The organism is Zunongwangia endophytica (assembly GCF_030409505.1).
Lineage (GTDB): Bacteria > Bacteroidota > Bacteroidia > Flavobacteriales > Flavobacteriaceae > Zunongwangia > Zunongwangia endophytica.
In genome coordinates this window covers 1,956,954-1,975,432 of the sequence record NZ_JAUFPZ010000002.1, presented here as the reverse complement: position 1 = coordinate 1,975,432, position 18,479 = coordinate 1,956,954, and the positions used below count along the sequence as shown (strand labels likewise).

Annotated in this window: 18 protein-coding genes; 10 read left to right on the top strand and 8 right to left on the bottom strand. The window is 33.5% G+C overall.

Annotated elements, in window-relative coordinates; translation table 11 throughout:
• The first annotated feature begins 52 nt into the window (after window positions 1-52).
• The 4 genes from QWY91_RS08600 to QWY91_RS08585 all read left to right on the top strand — a co-directional run bounded on the left by QWY91_RS08600 (window position 53) and on the right by QWY91_RS08585 (window position 2,188).
• A complete protein-coding gene (locus tag QWY91_RS08600; protein ID WP_290233811.1) occupies window positions 53-1,150 on the top strand; it encodes an AMP-binding protein in 1,098 nt (365 codons plus the stop codon).
• 158 nt (window positions 1,151-1,308) lie between these two features.
• The gene (locus QWY91_RS08595; RefSeq protein ID WP_290233808.1) at window positions 1,309-1,704 is read left to right on the top strand and encodes a hypothetical protein; all 396 of its coding nucleotides are present in this window, start codon (window positions 1,309-1,311) and stop codon (window positions 1,702-1,704) included.
• A complete protein-coding gene (locus tag QWY91_RS08590) occupies window positions 1,704-1,904 on the top strand; it encodes a helix-turn-helix transcriptional regulator (RefSeq protein ID WP_290233806.1) in 201 nt (66 codons plus the stop codon). The genes QWY91_RS08595 and QWY91_RS08590 overlap by 1 nt, the downstream gene beginning before the upstream one ends.
• A 65-nt stretch (window positions 1,905-1,969) precedes the next feature.
• Window positions 1,970-2,188 carry a PLD nuclease N-terminal domain-containing protein gene (locus QWY91_RS08585; protein ID WP_290233803.1) on the top strand — a complete coding sequence of 73 codons (219 nt, stop codon included), beginning with the start codon at window positions 1,970-1,972 and terminating at the stop codon, window positions 2,186-2,188.
• Between the two features lie 186 nt (window positions 2,189-2,374).
• Here the strand turns inward: QWY91_RS08585 and QWY91_RS08580 are convergent, their stop codons facing one another.
• The 4 genes from QWY91_RS08580 to QWY91_RS08565 all read right to left on the bottom strand — a co-directional run bounded on the left by QWY91_RS08580 (window position 2,375) and on the right by QWY91_RS08565 (window position 8,638).
• Window positions 2,375-3,034, bottom strand: a complete 660-nt coding sequence (locus tag QWY91_RS08580) for a hypothetical protein (RefSeq protein ID WP_290233802.1) — start codon at window positions 3,032-3,034, stop codon at window positions 2,375-2,377.
• 7 nt (window positions 3,035-3,041) lie between these two features.
• On the bottom strand, window positions 3,042-4,952 hold the full coding sequence (locus QWY91_RS08575; protein ID WP_290233799.1) for an AHH domain-containing protein: 1,911 nt from the start codon (window positions 4,950-4,952) through the stop codon (window positions 3,042-3,044).
• 228 nt (window positions 4,953-5,180) lie between these two features.
• Window positions 5,181-6,812, bottom strand: coding sequence for a M1 family metallopeptidase (locus QWY91_RS08570; protein ID WP_290233797.1), 1,632 nt, complete (start codon window positions 6,810-6,812; stop codon window positions 5,181-5,183).
• A gap of 197 nt (window positions 6,813-7,009) precedes the next feature.
• Complete coding sequence (locus QWY91_RS08565; RefSeq protein ID WP_290233794.1) at window positions 7,010-8,638, bottom strand: acyl-CoA carboxylase subunit beta; 1,629 nt, start codon at window positions 8,636-8,638, stop codon at window positions 7,010-7,012.
• A gap of 181 nt (window positions 8,639-8,819) precedes the next feature.
• On the opposite strand from QWY91_RS08565, the gene QWY91_RS08560 reads away from it, so the two are divergent.
• The 3 genes from QWY91_RS08560 to ettA all read left to right on the top strand — a co-directional run bounded on the left by QWY91_RS08560 (window position 8,820) and on the right by ettA (window position 11,280).
• On the top strand, window positions 8,820-8,999 hold the full coding sequence (locus QWY91_RS08560; protein WP_270058836.1) for a CAL67264 family membrane protein: 180 nt from the start codon (window positions 8,820-8,822) through the stop codon (window positions 8,997-8,999).
• A 25-nt stretch (window positions 9,000-9,024) separates the two neighbouring features.
• Entirely contained in the window at window positions 9,025-9,486 is a 462-nt protein-coding gene (locus QWY91_RS08555) for a DinB family protein (protein WP_290233788.1), read from the top strand.
• A gap of 102 nt (window positions 9,487-9,588) precedes the next feature.
• A complete protein-coding gene (ettA, locus tag QWY91_RS08550; RefSeq protein ID WP_290233787.1) occupies window positions 9,589-11,280 on the top strand; it encodes an energy-dependent translational throttle protein EttA in 1,692 nt (563 codons plus the stop codon).
• A gap of 45 nt (window positions 11,281-11,325) precedes the next feature.
• Here ettA and QWY91_RS08545 read toward each other — a convergent pair whose 3' ends face one another.
• The 3 genes from QWY91_RS08545 to QWY91_RS08535 form a co-directional block, all read right to left on the bottom strand.
• Entirely contained in the window at window positions 11,326-11,952 is a 627-nt protein-coding gene (locus QWY91_RS08545) for a response regulator transcription factor (RefSeq protein WP_290233784.1), read from the bottom strand.
• Window positions 11,949-13,754 carry a sensor histidine kinase gene (locus QWY91_RS08540; RefSeq protein ID WP_290233782.1) on the bottom strand — a complete coding sequence of 602 codons (1,806 nt, stop codon included), beginning with the start codon at window positions 13,752-13,754 and terminating at the stop codon, window positions 11,949-11,951. The genes QWY91_RS08545 and QWY91_RS08540 overlap by 4 nt, the downstream gene beginning before the upstream one ends.
• A 146-nt stretch (window positions 13,755-13,900) precedes the next feature.
• Complete coding sequence (locus QWY91_RS08535; protein WP_290233780.1) at window positions 13,901-15,199, bottom strand: DUF2254 domain-containing protein; 1,299 nt, start codon at window positions 15,197-15,199, stop codon at window positions 13,901-13,903.
• 168 nt (window positions 15,200-15,367) lie between these two features.
• Here QWY91_RS08535 and QWY91_RS08530 point away from each other — a divergent pair, with 168 nt between their 5' ends.
• The gene (locus QWY91_RS08530; protein WP_290233778.1) at window positions 15,368-15,808 is read left to right on the top strand and encodes an Hsp20/alpha crystallin family protein; all 441 of its coding nucleotides are present in this window, start codon (window positions 15,368-15,370) and stop codon (window positions 15,806-15,808) included.
• A 60-nt stretch (window positions 15,809-15,868) separates the two neighbouring features.
• Here QWY91_RS08530 and QWY91_RS08525 read toward each other — a convergent pair whose 3' ends face one another.
• Window positions 15,869-16,465 (bottom strand): hypothetical protein, encoded by a 597-nt coding sequence (locus tag QWY91_RS08525; RefSeq protein WP_290233775.1) that lies wholly within the window; start codon window positions 16,463-16,465, stop codon window positions 15,869-15,871.
• A 183-nt stretch (window positions 16,466-16,648) separates the two neighbouring features.
• Between QWY91_RS08525 and QWY91_RS08520 the strand changes: the two genes are divergently transcribed.
• Entirely contained in the window at window positions 16,649-18,031 is a 1,383-nt protein-coding gene (locus tag QWY91_RS08520) for a M20/M25/M40 family metallo-hydrolase (protein WP_290233773.1), read from the top strand.
• A complete protein-coding gene (locus tag QWY91_RS08515; RefSeq protein ID WP_290233771.1) occupies window positions 18,032-18,439 on the top strand; it encodes a hypothetical protein in 408 nt (135 codons plus the stop codon).
• The last annotated feature ends 40 nt before the right edge of the window (window positions 18,440-18,479 follow it).

Sequence of the window (18,479 nt, the reverse complement as noted above, 5' to 3'; positions counted from 1 at the left end):
TCGTAGCAATTTAATAACTTTGATTAGTCAGGATTTATTGATTTTTGATAACATGGCAGACTATTATAAGGTTCCAGAAACGCATCCTAATTTTAAGCTGAATAAAAAGCATTACAGTAACGCAGAATTGCGCCAACTTGCATTTAAGTTTATAAAAGAAGGAGAAGCTTTTGAAGAAGAAGTAGGAAACTTCATCTTAGAATGGTTAAAACCTCACGATTTTGTTGAGGTTAAAACTTCAGGTTCTACAGGAAAGCCAAAAACCATTCAGCTAAAAAAAGAATATATGGCAAATTCGGCTATGGCCACTGCCAAATATTTTGATCTGCCAGAAGATACCAAAGCCTTACTTTGTCTTCCCGCAACTTATATTGCAGGGAAAATGATGATCATTAGAGCTATAATTTGCGGTTGGCAACTCGATTTGGTACCGCCTTCTTCTACACCGTTAGATCAGGTTTTTAAAATCTATGATTTTTGTGCAATGATACCTTTTCAATTAGATAATTCTGTTGGGCGATTGCATTTAGTTAGAAAACTAATTGTAGGTGGAGGAGCAATGTCGCTTAGACTTCAAAAGATGGTTAAAGAGGTTAATACCAAAGTTTACGAAACTTACGGAATGACCGAAACCATTACGCATATCGCGGCTCGTAGAATTAATCCTACTAAAAAGAAAAAGCAAGCACGGCCTTTTAAAGTATTGCCCAATATCAATATTAGTAAAGACGAGCGGGATTGTTTGGTAATCAAAGCACCAAAACTTTCCGACGAAATTATTACTACAAATGATGTGGTAGAAATTGTGACGTATAAGAAATTCAATTGGAAAGGTAGAATTGATAATGTAATCAATAGTGGTGGCGTAAAGTTACATCCTGAAGAAATAGAGAAAAAACTTGGTAAAATTATAGATTCTCGCTTTTTTATTACCTCTCTGCCAAATGATTCATTAGGAAACAAATTAGTGCTATTTATTGAAGCTGCCTTTTCAGAAGAACACCTCACAGAAATGAAAGCTAAAATATCTAATCTTAAGTCTTTAGAAAGATTTGAGCATCCTAAAAAGATTTATTTTGTTGAAAAATTTGAGGAAACCAGCAGCGGTAAAATTCATCGAGATAATACTCTTAAAAGTAGGGTGAGTTAGATGAACTTTTATTACTGAAAAAGTACTATCTGCTTTTATATTTCTGAATATCGTTATTCTCTCTATTAATATAGATTTCAAAATATAATTTTTCATCAAAATTTTTAAAACTCATAAATGTAAAGTATTTTTGTCATTTAGACTTAAAGTCTTTACATATGAAAAATACAGATCTTAAATTACTTCCGCATAAATTTAAAATTTTTGGATATTCAATATTGGTTATTTCCATTGTATTTTTTCTTCTTAATATCTTTGATATATTATTTATAGAAAAGGAACTAGCAAAGAATATTTTTTGGAATACTTTGCTTGTGGCTTTACTAATTTTAGCTGTATCGAAAGAAAGTATTGAAGACGAGCGTACTTTGAAATTGAGGATAATAGCATTTGCTTCTACTTTTCTCTATGGCGTTGGTTTTATTATTATATCTCCGTTCGTTAATATAATTTTTGAAGGAAGATGGGAAAATGATATTCAAGCTCATCAATTGTTATTTACCATGTTCTTATGGTATTTTGGAATTTTCTTTTACACTAGAAAGTTTAACTAATGAAAAATACAATCAAAGTTGAACGGGCTAAAAAGAGTATGACCCAAGAGGATTTGGCAAAATTAATTGGAGTTTCCAGACAAACAGTAAATTCTATAGAGAAAAATCGATATGCACCTTCTACAATTTTGGCTTTAAAACTATCAAGAATTTTCGAATGCTCTGTCAATGAAATTTTTCAGCTGGAGGAAAAAGATTAGTGATTTTTCATCAAAATGACTTTTTTTAGACGAAAAGTCTTAGATTTATAAAAATTCAATCAACTATGCTACATCAAACATTGGCTATTGGCGCCCTGCAACTCATTCTCATCTTAATTACCTGTTTATTTGCATTATTATTCCCTTTGTTGGCGATAATCGATATTGTAAGAAACGATTTTAAAGGAAACGATAAGATCGTTTGGTTACTTGTTGTGATCTTTTTCAGTTTTTTCGGGACCTTGCTGTATTTTGTTATGGGTAGGAAACAACGACTAACATAAGATTGAAAAACAAAGCCTTAAATTATCGAATTTCAGGCTTTATTCTTAAGCTATTATAACTCGTATTTTTATTAAAACTAATATTTACGTAAAATTCAAGATCATTGAATCTTATAATTTATTTTTAAGAAAAAGCTTTATGTCAAATCTTTTTTAATATTTTCTTGCTTCGTTCAAGATTGAATTTTATTCTTGCTTTTCAAAATGAACACCAGTGATCTTAGATTTAATCATGATATTCTTTACTTCTTTAGAAATAAAGTATTTAAAACCTCCTTTTACATTGTCTATTGCAAAAAAGGGAACATCATTTGGTTTAAGAAATAAGTTTACAAATTTTATATTAATAAGTTCATCTTTATTTCTCAATAGTTCAATTGATTCTGCCTTAAACTCTTTATATGTAGAAACATTTATCTTTTTAACTTTTTGTAGTACTCCTCTCATTAAATAAATTTCTGACTTTTTATAATCAATTAATTGTTTATTAAATTTGATAGGATTCAATACCCAATAATCCACGATTTGTGATGGACTTATTTTTATTTTGCATTTAAATGATTGGAAATTATCTTTAATATAGTTATCCAAAATATTCTTCATTTTATTACTTACTAAAAGTTTTTCTGAAAAGCCCATAATTGGAGCACTAAGAAGATCTGTCAATAATGCATCTTTATTTAATATCCCAATCGCAGTTTTCGGCTCAAACGATATTTCTTTTTTACCAATATTGTCAATAAATTGAACATCGTTTAATGGGTCACAATTATAAATGGCCTCTTCAATTTGTGGATAAATACCAATTTCTTCTTGATTTATACTGGATTCAATTTTGTATACCATAATTTTATTAAAAATTTAAATCGTTTAAATGTTTATTTTTATTATCAGTTATTACTTGGCTGATATATTCAATTATCTCTTTTAATTGTTCATAGGATTTCTTGTCTGAAAGAGAAGCAGGAATATTATCCAGTAAAGCTTTAACTCTGGCATCATATGCAAAATGATTAAACTGATTTCTCCAAGTTTCGACTGGAATACCATTCAATAATTCATCAATATGAAATGGCTCATCCACATACTTTGCAGCTTTCTGTATAACTCTATGATTTCTAAGATTTCTCGATAATATATGATGGGCTTGCTGAGTGGCATCTCCTACCATAAGACCTAATTGTTTTCTAAATTTACTACTATTATATGCTCCAAAATCAACTAAATTATTTGCAATCTTAGAAGTCCAGCGTATAACTTTTCCATCTGCTATTTTAATTATTTTAACCCACTTTGTTGCTCCAGCAATAATTTTTGTTGCGGGTTTTAATATTTTTCCTCCGGGGACAATAGAAACTAATATCATTCCACCGGCTGCATATTGATTGGCCAGTTCTCCGTCAAAATCTTTTCCGTCAATTAAGATTATACCGTCTTCAATGGGCGTAGCATATCTACCCACTAATTTAGCGACTTTCCAAAATCCTTTAATTAAAAAATCTAAATCTGCGGTATTATCGACTGTATTCTTAGGTAATCTGTACTCATACCATCTTTTAATGTTGTAATTATAGATATAGTGATATCCTTCTATTTCTGGTTCAGTATTGGCCAGATTTAGGAGATCTTGTGGGTTAATAGCACGTTTGGTAGAAGATTGATATAATACCAAACCATTTTCCAGTAGATACATTTTTTCGGCTGGAGAAGGTTTATAGGTCGCCTTGTATTTTAAGCCGGATCTATCACGAAAAGTGCCTTTTTCAGAAAAGTTCCAGCGATTATCATCAGCCATTTCAACTTTAACGCGCATCCTGGCCTCCTCAATAATATTTTCTTTATAACTGCCATCTGGATTTTTGTTTGTATCCAAAAAATATTTTATTTCGTTATAAATATTTTGGTGACTCCCAAGCCATGGTCTTTCGTTTACCAAATCTAAATTTAAAATATGGCTAATTACATCACCGCCATCAATGTCGGTATAGCTTCCATCCGGATTAGGGTTAGTAATTATATCTTCCCCAGGGAACGAAGGACCTCCTGGGCCTCCACCGTTATTATAATCGTCATCTCCTATTCCAGGTGTTGGATTTTCTCCTGGATCTTCTTCATTACGTATTGTGCTGCATACCTTTCTTGGTTTGACATACAACCTCTCATCATTTTTGGAGCTGGCCTCTATAAAACATTGCTCTCCCGCTAGGTGAGGGTGCCCATAATCACACCAAATTTCTATTATTGTGTTACATACCGTAGTGAATTGACCGCCATAAGTTGAATTTAAATAGTATATATCATTAGTCGATATTTCGGTTATTTTTCTGGTACCCTTAAAATTAAAAGAATGGTGTTCTCCAAATTTATCTATTGGTTCCGAGGGGGTGTATCTAATTAAATAAGCTCTAAACTTATAATTTTCCTGCTCCTGTAACACTATATTTTCAAAGGAATTATCACTTGCTTCATTACTCTTTACATGAAAGGTGTAAGAGGTTTTTCCGTCTTTAATAATTTTTTGTATTTTGGTGGTGTCGATCAAAAATTTCTTTTCTGAAAATTTTTCGGTATGTCCTTTTGCATTAAGGAGGGATTTATTCCTTGTATGATTATTGATTACAGTATTTAATATTTTTTCTTGATCAAATGATTGATAACTAATGTCTTCTAGAATAATAATTTCATTTGATGTGTCGGGTGTTAAGTCGTCGTCAGTACAGCTAAAAAGAGATAATAAAACAACAAAAAGTAATAATTTCTTCATGAATTTTAAGTAATTAGTTTTACGTTTTGCAATATATCAATTAAAATTTTATCCCTAAGCGTTTTTTTTTGGAGTTATTTTATATAATCGTTCGGTATTTATCTTTTTGTTTTTTCTGCCTTATTTTATTTTTTAAGGCAGCAGAGAAACTATAGAAGGTATATAAAAAATAAAGGCTGAAATTATCTAATTTCAACCTTTAGTCTCTTCCGTTTTTAAAATAGGGGTTTATTTAAAACTCATGTTTACGTAAAATTCAAGATCATTGAGTTTTATTGAATCTTCACTAGAAACTTTTTTATCTAATTTTTTCCATTCCGTTGTTGGCTTTAAACGAGTTTCTTTTCCATCGATAAAAACATCTACTGGCATATCAAATCCTTCGACATCTGCTCTCCAACGATAAGCGAAAGTTTTACCATCTTTTTTGAATTGTAATTCAGGTATTCTACTATGTCTTAAATACTGATCAAATACAGGTTGTAAATCAGTTTCAACCGGCTTGTTAAAGAAGTCTTCTACTGTTTGTGTTTTAATAACTTTATGTTTGTAAGTCGCGGTATAATCTCTAAGCGTATTCCACCAAAGCTCATCATCATCGTATATACTTCTAATCGTATTTAGTAAGTTAGAACCTTTATAATACATATCGCCAGAGCCTTCAGCATTTACGCCATAATCACCGATTATAGTTTCTCTGTTTTGAATATTCTTACGCTGTCCTTTAATATACTTCAAAGCTGCTTCTTTTCCCCATCCACACTCTGTATAAATAGCTTCAGTATAAGTAGTGAAACCCTCATGGATCCACATATCTGCGATATCCTTGGCAGTAATACTATTTCCATACCATTCGTGACCAGACTCGTGTATGATAATGTAATCCCATTTCAACCCAACTCCGGTTCCAGATAGATCTCGGCCTAAGTAGCCTTTCATGTATTTGTTTCCGTAAGCCACTGCACTTTGGTGTTCCATTCCTAAATAAGGAGTTTCCACTAATTTATAGCCATCTTCTACAAACGGATAAGGTCCCATTTTATCGTAGAAGCATTCCATCATATCCTGAACTTCTTTGAATTGTTTCTTGGCCTTATCAAGATTGTAAGGAAGTACGTAATAATCTAAAGTTAGGTCTTGAAATTTATCTGAAAAATGCTCGTAGTTAGCGATGTTAATCATCACATCGTAGTTGTTTATAGGATTTACTGTTTTCCAACTCCACTCGGTATACCCATTTCCTAAATCCTTTTTACCAATCATTCTTCCGTTAGAGACATTCATTAGTCCGTTTGGTACGGCAATATCTAACTGAACACCATCTGGCTCATCACTTTGGTGATCTTTGTTTGGGTACCAAAGACTTGCACCGGTTCCCTGCACAGCAACACCAACCCAAGGATTTCCATCTTCGTCTTCAGTCCATACAAAACCGCCATCCCAGGGAGCGTTTTTAGCTACAATTGGATGTCCTGAATAGAAAAACTCTAAAGAATCGGTAGTGTTTTTAGCTAAAGCTTCTTCAAATTCCACAAAAACAGCGTTGTATTTTCTGTTATATTCAAGGTTTTTTCTGTGGAATACGATCGAATCGATATTCATATTTTCGAATAAATCGATTTGCATTGTTGGTAGTTTTTGTTCCATTTTAAAGGTGATAACATTACTACCACCAATATATTTTTCTGAAGGATCTACCTTTAATTTTAGATGATATTTTAAAGCATCGTAAGCGCGCTCTGCTCGAAGGGAACCGCGGAGCGTATCAGCTTCGGTATATTTTTCTTTGTTGCTTAGCACTTGTGAGGAAGCTGCAAAAGCGAGTATTGAAAATAAAAATGTTGAAAAAAATTTTTTCATTTCTAATGATTAAATTAAACAATGTGGTTTTAAACTAGTTATTTGAGGTTTGGTTGTTTTTTGAGATTTCACTAAATAGATCTTGTTCAGGACCAATCTTAACTTTACGCATTTTAGCCATTTCAAAATGTAGACCAAAATATTAAGATCCTGAATTCTGATATTTATATGAATGAGAAGGTTGAAAAAGACTTCTGTTAAGTTTGAATAACACCTAAATTAAAATCTTTTTCGATAGGAGCATGATTGGCAGCTTCAATTCCCGTTGAAATCCATCTTCTGGTATCCATAGGATTTATTACTGCATCTGTCCATAATCTTGCAGCGGCATAATATGCTGAAGTTTGCTCGTCGTATCGAGCTTTGATTTTTTCAAAAACCTTTTTCTCTTTTTCAGCATCCACCTTTTCGCCTCTTTTTTCTAATGAAGCGGTTTCGATTTGTGCTAAAACTTTCGCGGCCTGTGTGCCGCCCATTACGGCAAGCTCGGCACTTGGCCAGGCAACGATAAGTCTTGGATCGTAAGCCTTGCCGCACATTGCGTAATTTCCAGCCCCGTAAGAATTGCCAAGAATAATAGTGAATTTTGGTACGACAGAATTACTTACTGCATTAACCATTTTGGCACCATCCTTTATAATTCCGCCATGTTCACTTTTGCTTCCTACCATAAATCCGGTAACATCCTGAAGAAATACTAACGGAATTTTCTTTTGATTACAATTCGAAATAAAACGAGTGGCTTTATCGGCAGAATCGGAGTAGATCACGCCACCGAATTGCATTTCGCCTTTTTTGGTTTTTACAATTTTACGCTGATTGGCTACAATTCCAACCGCCCATCCATCCATGCGAGCATATCCGGTAATGATGGTTTCACCATAACCTTTTTTATATTCTTCAAATTCAGAATCATCTACCAAACGTTCAATGATTTGCATCATATCATATTGATCTGAGCGCTTTTTAGGTAAAATTCCGAAGATTTCCTTAGGGTCCAATTTAGGCTGAGTTGACTTTTTTCGGTTAAAACCAGCGGTATCAAAATCGCCAATTTTATCCATAATGTTTTGAATTTTTGTGAGCGCATCTTTATCGTCTTTGGCTTTATAATCGGTAACCCCGCTAATTTCAGTATGTGTTGTAGCACCGCCAAGCGTTTCGTTATCGATAGTTTCGCCGATAGCTGCTTTTACTAAATAACTGCCGGCAAGAAAAATACTTCCGGTTTTTTCGACAATAATGGCTTCATCACTCATAATAGGTAAATAAGCACCACCAGCAACACAGCTGCCCATTACAGCTGCAATTTGAGTGATTCCCATGCTACTCATAACGGCATTATTCCTGAAAATCCTTCCGAAATGTTCTTTATCTGGGAAAATCTCATCTTGCATTGGTAAATAAACCCCTGCGCTATCTACTAGATAGATAATCGGTAGTTTGTTTTCTATAGAAATTTCCTGTGCTCTTAGATTTTTCTTTCCTGTGATCGGAAACCATGCACCTGCTTTTACCGTCGCATCGTTGGCAACAACGATACATTGCTTACCAGAGACTTTTCCGATTTTCACAACAACGCCGCCGCTAGGGCAGCCCCCATGTTCCTTATACATGCCATCACCGGCAAAAGCACCTATTTCTATAGCTTCTTGGGGTGCATCCAATAAAAAATCGATCCGCTCTCTGGCGGTCATTTTTCCTTTTACATGATGTTTTTCTATACGTTTCTCACCACCTCCCAAATACACTCTTTTAAGATGATGGTTTAAATCTGAAACTAGTATTTTATTATGATCTTCATTTTTATTGAAGTTAATATCCATATATACAGTTTTTTGGAAGCAATTTTATGGTGAGCAAAAATGAATTTTAACCGTAGTTTGCTTGATTCTTTTCAAAAATAGTTTAAAAAAATTCACAATATTAGCTAAAATACAAAATACAGGCTATTTGATTTTTAAAATACTAATCAAAATATGCGATATTTGTAATAAATAACATTTTATGGGATTAAATAAGAACTCCATTTTCGCATGGGCGTCGTTCATTATTTTTTTGATAGCCACTGCGATTGTACTACTGGGTGTTTTAAAATATAAAGATCATGCAATAGGTTTTTCTGTAGTAGGAATTGGTTTTTTTGCCATTTCCTGGGTTTTTAATGCCCTAAAAGGCCGAATTTGATCATAAATTAAAAGAAGATAGCTATATGGAGAGAGAACAGTTAGTAAAACATCTTAATGGTGGTGAAGCATTTATGCCTATCACCAAAGTATTAGAAGAAATCTCATTTGATAATATTGGTAAGCGAATATATGATTTACCTTATTCTTTTTATGAGATATTTTTTCACATTACCTATACCCAAAAAGATATTCTGGATTATATAATCTTAGATGATTACAAAACTCCAAAATGGCCAGAAGGCTATTGGGACCAAAAGCAAACACCAGAAAGTGAGCAGGAATGGGAGCAGCTAAAAGAGCAGTTTTTTAAGGAAAGAGAGCAATTGTCGAAATATATTCAGGATGAGTCTAACGATTTAGACACGCCGGTAAAGAATAGCGATAAGCATTCTTTATTAAGAGAACTACTTTTAGTGATTGAGCATAATGCCCATCATACTGGTCAACTTATTCTTTTACTTCGACTTTTAGGCGATCACAAATAAATTGTATTCGTTTATTTGTATTTTTGCTCGGTTTTGTTTCTTTTCTATGGAATGAAACTCGATTTTAAATTAAATTGATTCAACCAAAAATTAAATAATTACATGGCAGATGATAAGAAAGTGATATTCTCGATGAGTGGGGTTACCAAAACCTACAAATCGGCGAATACACCGGTGTTAAAAAATATATACCTGAGTTTTTTCTACGGAGCAAAAATCGGGATTCTTGGTCTTAACGGTTCGGGTAAGTCTACTTTAATGAAAATTATCGCCGGGCGAGATAATAATTACCAGGGCGATGTGGTATTCTCATCAGGATATAGCGTTGGTTACTTAGAACAGGAACCAGAACTAGATGAAGAGAAAACAGTGCTTGAAGTTGTAAAAGAAGGCGCTGCTGAAACGGTAGCTATTCTAGATGAATACAACAAAATCAACGATATGTTTGGTTTGCCTGAAGTTTATGAAGATGCAGATAAGATGCAGAAGTTTATGGATAAGCAGGCAGAACTTCAGGATAAAATCGACGCAAGCAATGCATGGGAATTAGATACCAAGCTAGAAATTGCAATGGATGCTTTGAGAACTCCGGAGGCTGATAAGAAAATTTCAGTATTATCTGGTGGGGAAAGAAGACGTGTTGCGCTTTGTCGTTTACTTTTAAAAGAACCAGATGTTCTTTTATTAGATGAGCCTACTAACCACTTGGATGCTGAATCTGTACACTGGTTAGAGCATCATTTAGCGCAATATAAAGGAACTGTAATTGCGGTAACTCACGACCGTTATTTCTTGGATAATGTTGCCGGATGGATATTAGAATTAGATAGAGGAGAAGGTATCCCATGGAAAGGAAATTATTCTTCTTGGTTAGATCAAAAATCTAAACGTTTAGCACAAGAGCAAAAACAAGCAAGCAAAAGACAAAAAACTTTAGAGCGAGAGTTAGAATGGTCTAAGATGAATCCTAAAGGTCGCCAATCTAAGCAGAAGGCGCGTCTTAAGAATTACGATAAATTGCTTAGTCAGGATCAAAAACAGATGGATGAGAAACTTGAAATTTACATCCCGAATGGTCCAAGATTAGGAAATAATGTGATCGATGCTAAAGGAGTAAGCAAAGCTTTTGGCGATAAATTACTATACGAAGATCTTAATTTCAATTTGCCTCAGGCTGGTATTGTAGGAATTATTGGTCCTAACGGTGCTGGTAAAACGACCATTTTCAAAATGATCATGGGAGAAGAACAACCTGATAAAGGTTCTTTTGAAGTTGGGGATACTGCTAAAATTAGTTACGTAGATCAAAGTCACTCTAATATTGATACTGAAAAAACCATCTGGCAAAACTTTAGCGACGAGCAGGAGCTAATTATGATGGGCGGAAGACAGGTAAATTCCAGAGCTTACTTAAGTAGATTTAACTTTAGCGGAAGCGAACAAAATAAAAAGGTAAGCGCACTTTCTGGTGGGGAACGTAACCGTCTTCATTTAGCAATGACTTTAAAAGAAGAAGGAAACGTGCTTTTATTAGATGAGCCTACCAATGATCTTGATGTAAATACACTCCGTGCTTTAGAAGAAGGTTTGGAGAATTTTGCAGGATGTGCTGTGGTAATTTCTCACGACCGTTGGTTCTTAGATAGAGTTTGTACTCATATTCTTGCTTTTGAAGGAGAATCTCAAGTATACTTCTTTGAAGGTAGTTTCTCTGACTACGAGGAAAACAAGAAAAAACGTCTTGGTGGTGATATTATGCCTAAACGAATTAAGTATAAAAAACTTACCAGATAATTATAGAAAAAGGCTCCGATTAGGAGCCTTTTTTAATTATATGACTTATTCGCTTGTTAAGTTTTTCATTGCGAAATGCAATAAGCCACTAGAATTTTTTAGGTTCAGTTTTCGTATCATATTCTTACGATGGGTTTCTATGGTAAACTGACTACGGAAAAGAAGATCAGCAATTTCTTTAGTAGTTTTACCTTCTTTAATGAGCTGTAGAATTTCAAGTTCTCGTTTAGTTAATTTAAAATCTGTAGTCCAGACTTTTATATTGTTAACGGCTTTGGATTTTTCTTCATAAAAAACCTTTTCACCTTCAGCTACTTTTATAATCGCTTCTATAAGCTCTATTGTATTTACAAACTTCGGTAAATATCCGGCAACACCGATTTTCGTTAATTTCTGCCTGATATTTTCTTCAAAAAGCATAGAGAGACAAATAATCTTTAAAGAGCCAAAATAAGGTTTCATTTTTTTAGCTATACTTATCCCAGAGTTCCCCGGTAGGTTAATATCTAATAGCAGTACATCTGCTTTGTGAATTTCGTCTGACTGGAGCATAGTTTCACCATCTCTAAAATTGGCAATCACCTGTAAATCTTCCAGCGGATCTAAAATTTGCATAATTCCTTCAGTGAAAAGCGAGTGATCATCAACCAATACTAAATTAATCTTTGTCATTTTTCAAGAGGTATTTCGATGATACTTATCATCCCTAATTCGGTATTTTCCATATGAAAAATCCCCTGATGATAAGATACTCTAGATTTGATATTCTTTATCCCCATGCCTTTTGTGAATTTACTTTTTAGACCAATACCATTATCTTCTAATTGTAGGCTACATGTTTTTTCATCACAATTTATAACAATATCTATTACAGTTGCTTTAGCATGCTTTATGATATTGGACATAAGCTCTTGGAAGATTCTGTAAATATTAACCGCTTTTATAGTTCCTATACACTCATCCTTTCCAAGTACGGTCAGGTTTATTTCGATATTAGTATTTTCCAATAGTTTTAAATCTTGCTGAATGGTTTTAAAAAGGCCAACACTTTCTATATTCTTAGGTGAAATTTGAAAAATCAGATTTTTAAATTGAATTTGCGCCAAATCAAAAACACCGTCAATTTGTTTTTTGTTATCAGATCTGGATTCTAATAGCAAGCGCAGGGCATTCATGGTATTTCCTAGTCCGTCGTGAAGATTTCTAGCAATGATGTTTCTTTCATTTTCCTGAACTTTAATAAGTGCGGTACTTAGTTCCTCACTTTTTCTTTTAGCCTGAATAATTTTTGCGTTCATGGCTCTTAATTCTTTTCGATAATTCAGCAAGAAAGCTATGGTAAGGCTTAAAATTTCAAAAGATACACTATTGATAATATTTCCGGGAGCCATATAAATTGTAGAACCACCCAGTTGAAGGGTATTTGTAGTGAAGAATATGAGTGACAGAATCAACAAAATATTGCAACACATATAGTAAATAGCTTGCTTATTTCCTTTTACAATTGAATGAATCAAACTAACAACTAATGCACTTAAATTTAGGATAAAACAAATGTGAAGTAGTAATCGATATTGGTCGAAAATAGCGTTGTTTTCTGGTAATATTATTTTTGATGCTACGAATAGTAATAAAATAAAAAGAATAAAATTGTTTACATATTTTAAGATTTTAAACCATTTGGGAAAGTTTGTTTTTTGATTAGTGAAATATTGAAAGACTTTGGTATGAAAATATGTTGCGAACAACGCAAAAAACATCTTTGGAAATCGTACCCAAAAAAAATGTAAAAAGTCTGGTACTAAAAGCGTGTCATACATGTACTCGACCGAGTTGAATGCGATCATGCTTAAAATATAACCGAACATAAATCCGTATAACTTTCTTCGAATAATGATATAGAGGAGTAAATTGAATAGTGCTGTAAAAATGAAGTAGCCAAAATAGCGCCCCATTAAAAAAGCGTGGTTCGTTTCGTAAATATAAATGTCCTTGGCAGTCGTAAAATCGGTAGGAAAGTAGAGATTGGCGTGTCCCTGTAATTCGGTTTTAAGAATTAAGGTCTTTGTTTCGTAAGGTTTCATTTCTATTTGAAAAGAAAGACATCGTATAGGTATCGCTCGTTTTTTGATTCTTTTGGCTGCCGATGTTTTTCCTATTTGGTCTAGTTTTCCATCTTTATATTCATATAAAATGAAAAGTACGCCGTCATTATAATAGCTCCAGAAGTAATCTTCTGTTGTATTTTGGTCATTTTTTACAGTAAGTGCAAAATAATGTTGACATTTTGTAAACCCTCTATTCACCACACGGTTAGCGGGCATGTCTTTAAATTCGCCTTTCTCAAAAGCATTGATTAATGCTTCTTCAGAAATTTCAGAACAACTCTTATACGATTTTAAGAAATCTACAATGTGCTCTGGATACGCACCTTTTACAAAAAGGGTATCATCACCAGATGCAAAAGTCAACATTGGTGATAGTAAACTTAGAAAAATTAAAAGTTTTCTTAGCACTTTAATTATCAAGTGATTGGAGATAGTTAAAAGTAGCTAAATGGTTCGAAGTTTATGTACCTAGCGCTAGGTATTTTATCAATTAGAGCTGCAAAAGCTACTAATTAGGTCGTGCTAAGCTCAATATTTAAATTTTTTGCGAGTTTTTTTATAAGAGCAATATCAGTATCACTTTCTATAGCTTTTATTCCACTTTCAAAAAATGTTTTAGCTTCTTCTTTGATTAATTTTTTATAGTATACTTCCTTTTGTTCTTGCTGTAAGAGATATTCGAACATCAAACTAATTTTCTGAATGATGATCAAATCGTGAGAGCAATAAGTTCTTACTGTTACTAAAACATTATAAAGCAAGCTTTTAAAATCAACAGTATTCAATTTTAAGTAACATTTTTCCTCGCGGCTAATAACACTGCTGTCTTTTTTTTGCATTCGTAAGCCGAGTAATTCCGTTAAATAATCGATCGCATTTATTGCGGTTCCTGGATCATTAATTCCGGGAGACATGGCTTTGGCTATAATTTCAGTAAGTTGTTTAAAAGCAAGAACATAATTATCTGCAACCAATTCTTCACGTGCAAAATTGAAATTCGCTAAAACTTCATCTAATTTTTCTTTATCAATTTTCTGTTCGGAGCGAAGCACGGGAATACCTTTAAGAATAAAAATCCCTTTTACAGGAAGTATGTGCAATTTAGTATCTAACTCTTCGCAAAGATCCAAAAGGTTGGTAATTGAAATATTTTGGAAATATCCGCTTTCTTCAGCTTTGTAAGTATACCACTCGCCTGAATCTGGAAAATCCCTAAATTCCTTTGCTTCACTTTTTAAAAGTGTTTGTAATCTGTTTTTTGATAGATTGTAAATATTGTCTAAAATATTATTTACCTGTATACTTTTTGAAATGTTATGTATAAAATAGATAAAAGCACCCATACAGAAAACTGTAAAAACAATTCCCAGAAATACCGAGAAACCAGGCAATTCTTTTTTAGGCGCATCTGGGTTGATAGCAACCATAATAAAGATGCAATAAAGAATTGTTGCCAAATAGACTCCTAAAACGGTTTGATGTTTTCTATCTGAAATTAATCCCGGTAACAGTCTTGGCGAGTAATTAGTGGAGGCTTGATTAAGCAATACCATCACCATAGAGAAACTAAAAACCATCATAGAAATAAGTCCCGTTATGATAGCACCAAGAACACTTAGTGCGGTATCCCCATTGTTGACGATAATTGACGGAAATTCCTCTCTTATATAATCTGAAATTCCAAGACTTTCCAAATACAGCGTAAGTGCTGAAAATAGAAATCCTAAAAAGGCAAAAAGCGTAGGATAAAATGCAATTTGACTTCGTATGGAATTGAAAAACGAGAGTAGTCGCGTAAAAAGTTTCTTCATCGAATTAGTAAAAGTTCGCACAATATAGGACGAAAATAAGCTAGTATGTTAAAAAGTCATGTTAAAAACCTGAAATACTGTCAAAATGACGTTAAAATTTATTTGGAATTCAAATTGCTATTGGATTAGTGTCTTTAAAGGAAAAATGTTTAATAAAAAATAAAAGTTATGAGTTTAATTAAAAGAAATGAAAACTGGTTACCATCTGTATTTGACGATATGTTTAAAACCGATTGGATGGGAGGGACTACCAACGTAAATAATATCGGAACAAGGATTCCTGCAGTTAATATTCAGGAATCTGATGAGAATTTTATTGTTGAGGTTGCCGCTCCCGGAAAAGTAAAAGACGATTTTAATATTGAATTAGATAATGATGTGTTAACTATTTCAGCTGAAAATAAGGTTGAAAAAGAAAATACCAACAAAGAAGGAAAGTATACTCGTAGAGAGTTTAGCTACAGTACTTTTAAAAGAGCTTTTAGTTTGCCAGATTCTATCGATAACACCAAAATTAGTGCGAACTACAACAACGGTGTTCTAGAAATTGCACTTCCTAAGAAAGAAGAAGCAAAAGTACAGGCTAAAAGAATGATAGAGATATCATAAGTTTAGGTTAGTTGATTAGTTAAAATGAAAAAGCCGAATCTTAAGATTCGGCTTTTTCTATTATTTTTTATTTTCTTCAGGAAGATATCTTAAGAAATACATGGTATCTCCACTAGGATGATCCCATTCATGAAATAATTGAAATCCGAACTTTTGATAAACGATCGCATTTTTTCGCATTCTCGTTTCGGCGTATAAAGGAAGATTATAAACCTGAGATCTTCTGTAAAATTCATTTTTCATTTCTACACCAACCTGCGTACCGGGACCTCTAGCTTCTTTTAAAATCCCCCAGAACCAACAATATAGATATTCGCCTTCTTGCGGTCGTTGTTTCTTAATGTAATCCTGAGTTTTTACAATTTTATAAGCGTTTTTTACTCCGGTTACATTAAAGACTAAACCTAATTCAGACCAGGCATTTTTCCAGAAATTTTCATCTTTCTTGCTGGTTTTAAATAAAATGGCAATTCCGTTTCCATCTTCACTAACAATAAGCGCATCTTTCTCGATCGCCTTATTTACCATATGCGTTGCAAGATATTCGTACCTTTTATGTTCGTTACCTCCCTTTTTCACAACATCCATAGACGATGGGATCTCTTTTAAAAGAGTGGTCACTTTTCTTATAATATCTGCTTTTTCTTCCTGATTCAAAATTCGATGATTTAGGTTGCGAATATAATAAAATCATAAGGTTTATGATTCGAGAAGTGTTTTCAATTCAATTAGAAGTTTAATATACGTTCTTCAGCAAAAGATTTTACGCCCTTTCAGCTTATAAAATTTTTCTATTGATTGATTTTGTAGTTATTTTAAACTCAAATTTATTCCGAAGAAATGAAAAGATTCCCCTTACTTATTCTCTTACTAGCCGTTTTGCCGGTTTTTGCACAATCTTCCTTAGAAAAAGATGAAGCAAAAATTAAAGAAATATATGATATGGCTTTAACCAATGGACAAAGCTACAACTGGTTGGGGCATTTATCGAATACTATTGGAGGGCGGCTTTCCGGATCTTATAATGCGCAACGAGCAGTAGATTATACTAAAAAAGAATTGGATAGTCTTGGTTTGGATAGAGTCTGGTTGCAAGAGGTTATGGTGCCAAAATGGACAAGAGGATTTAGAGAATATGCTTATATAGAAACTATTCCGGGAAGTTCTATGCCAATTAATATTTGTGCTTTAGGAGGTTCTGTTGCCACACCAGATGGCGGTACAAAAGCTGAAGTTATAGAAGTTAAGGATCTAGAGGAATTAGAAAAACTGGGTGAAGCAAAAATTAAGGGTAAAATAGTTTTCTTTAATCGACCTATGGATGCGACGAAGATTAATACGTTTAGCGCCTATGGCGGTGCTGTAGATCAAAGAGCCAACGGCGCAGCTGAAGCTTCTAAATTTGGAGCAGTAGGTGTCTTGGTGCGATCTATGAATTTGAAGATAGATGAATATCCACATGCGGGCAGTATGTATTATGGTGATATTCCCGAAGAACAAAAAATCCCTGCAGCAGCAATTAGTACAAAAGATGCAGAATATTTAAGCGGAAATTTAAAGCTGCAAAAAGATCTTAAGGTCTATTTTAAAATGAATTGTGAGAATCATCCAGATGTAAAAAGCTACAATGTAATTGGTGAAATTACAGGTAGCGAATATCCCGATGAATATATCGTAGTTGGCGGTCATTTAGATTCTTGGGATTTAGGAGATGGTTCTCACGATGACGGTGCAGGCTGTGTACAATCGATGGAAGTGTTGCGCCTTTTTAAAGAATTGAATTATAAACCGAAAAGAAGCATTCGTGTTGTTTTATTTATGAATGAAGAAAACGGATTGCGAGGCGGTAAAAAATATGCTGAAGTAGCGAAAGATAAAAATGAAAATCACGTCTTTGCGTTAGAAAGTGATTCTGGCGGATTTACACCAAGAGGTTTTACCTTTAATGCAAATGAGAATCAACTGCAAAAATTGAAAATTTGGGCGTCGTTGTTTAAACCTTATTACCTGCATATTTTTAAGGAAGGAGAAGGAGGAGCAGATATTGGTCCGCTTGAAGGATCTGGTACTGTTCTAGCGGGTTTGCAACCAGACTCTCAGCGTTACTTTGATTATCATCATGCCGCAACAGATACTTTCGATAAGGTGAGTAAAAGAGAACTGGAGCTTGGTGGTGCCAGCATGGCTGCCTTAATATATTTAGTAGATAAATACGGATTGTAATTGATTAATTTTCCGGCGATAAATATTTCAAATCCTAATTGGAGCAGCGAAGAAGATCTTACTTCTTTTTTGCTTCAAGATAAATTCATTTATAATAATTCTGAAGCCTATTTTCAAGACTATTTTATAGATCAGTATTTTTGTGATAGCCAAGGGAAAATATTTAAGGTTGTAGCTAAAAAAACACCAAGATCGATTTGGCAAAAAATCTTCTTTTTTTTGCCAAATATCTATAAAACTGAACTTGTTTTTAAAGCTACTAACGAATACATGACATTAAACGATCTTCGTGATTTTATGATCGAAAGGGTAAAAACGCTGGGTTATGGTAAGTTTGAAGTAAAATGGATTTTAAAACTAAGACAGGCAAATTCTTACGAAGATTTGATTTTGGGAAAGCAAATCTAGAGACTAATTAAAATTGTATGTTCTAGAATGATATTTTTTA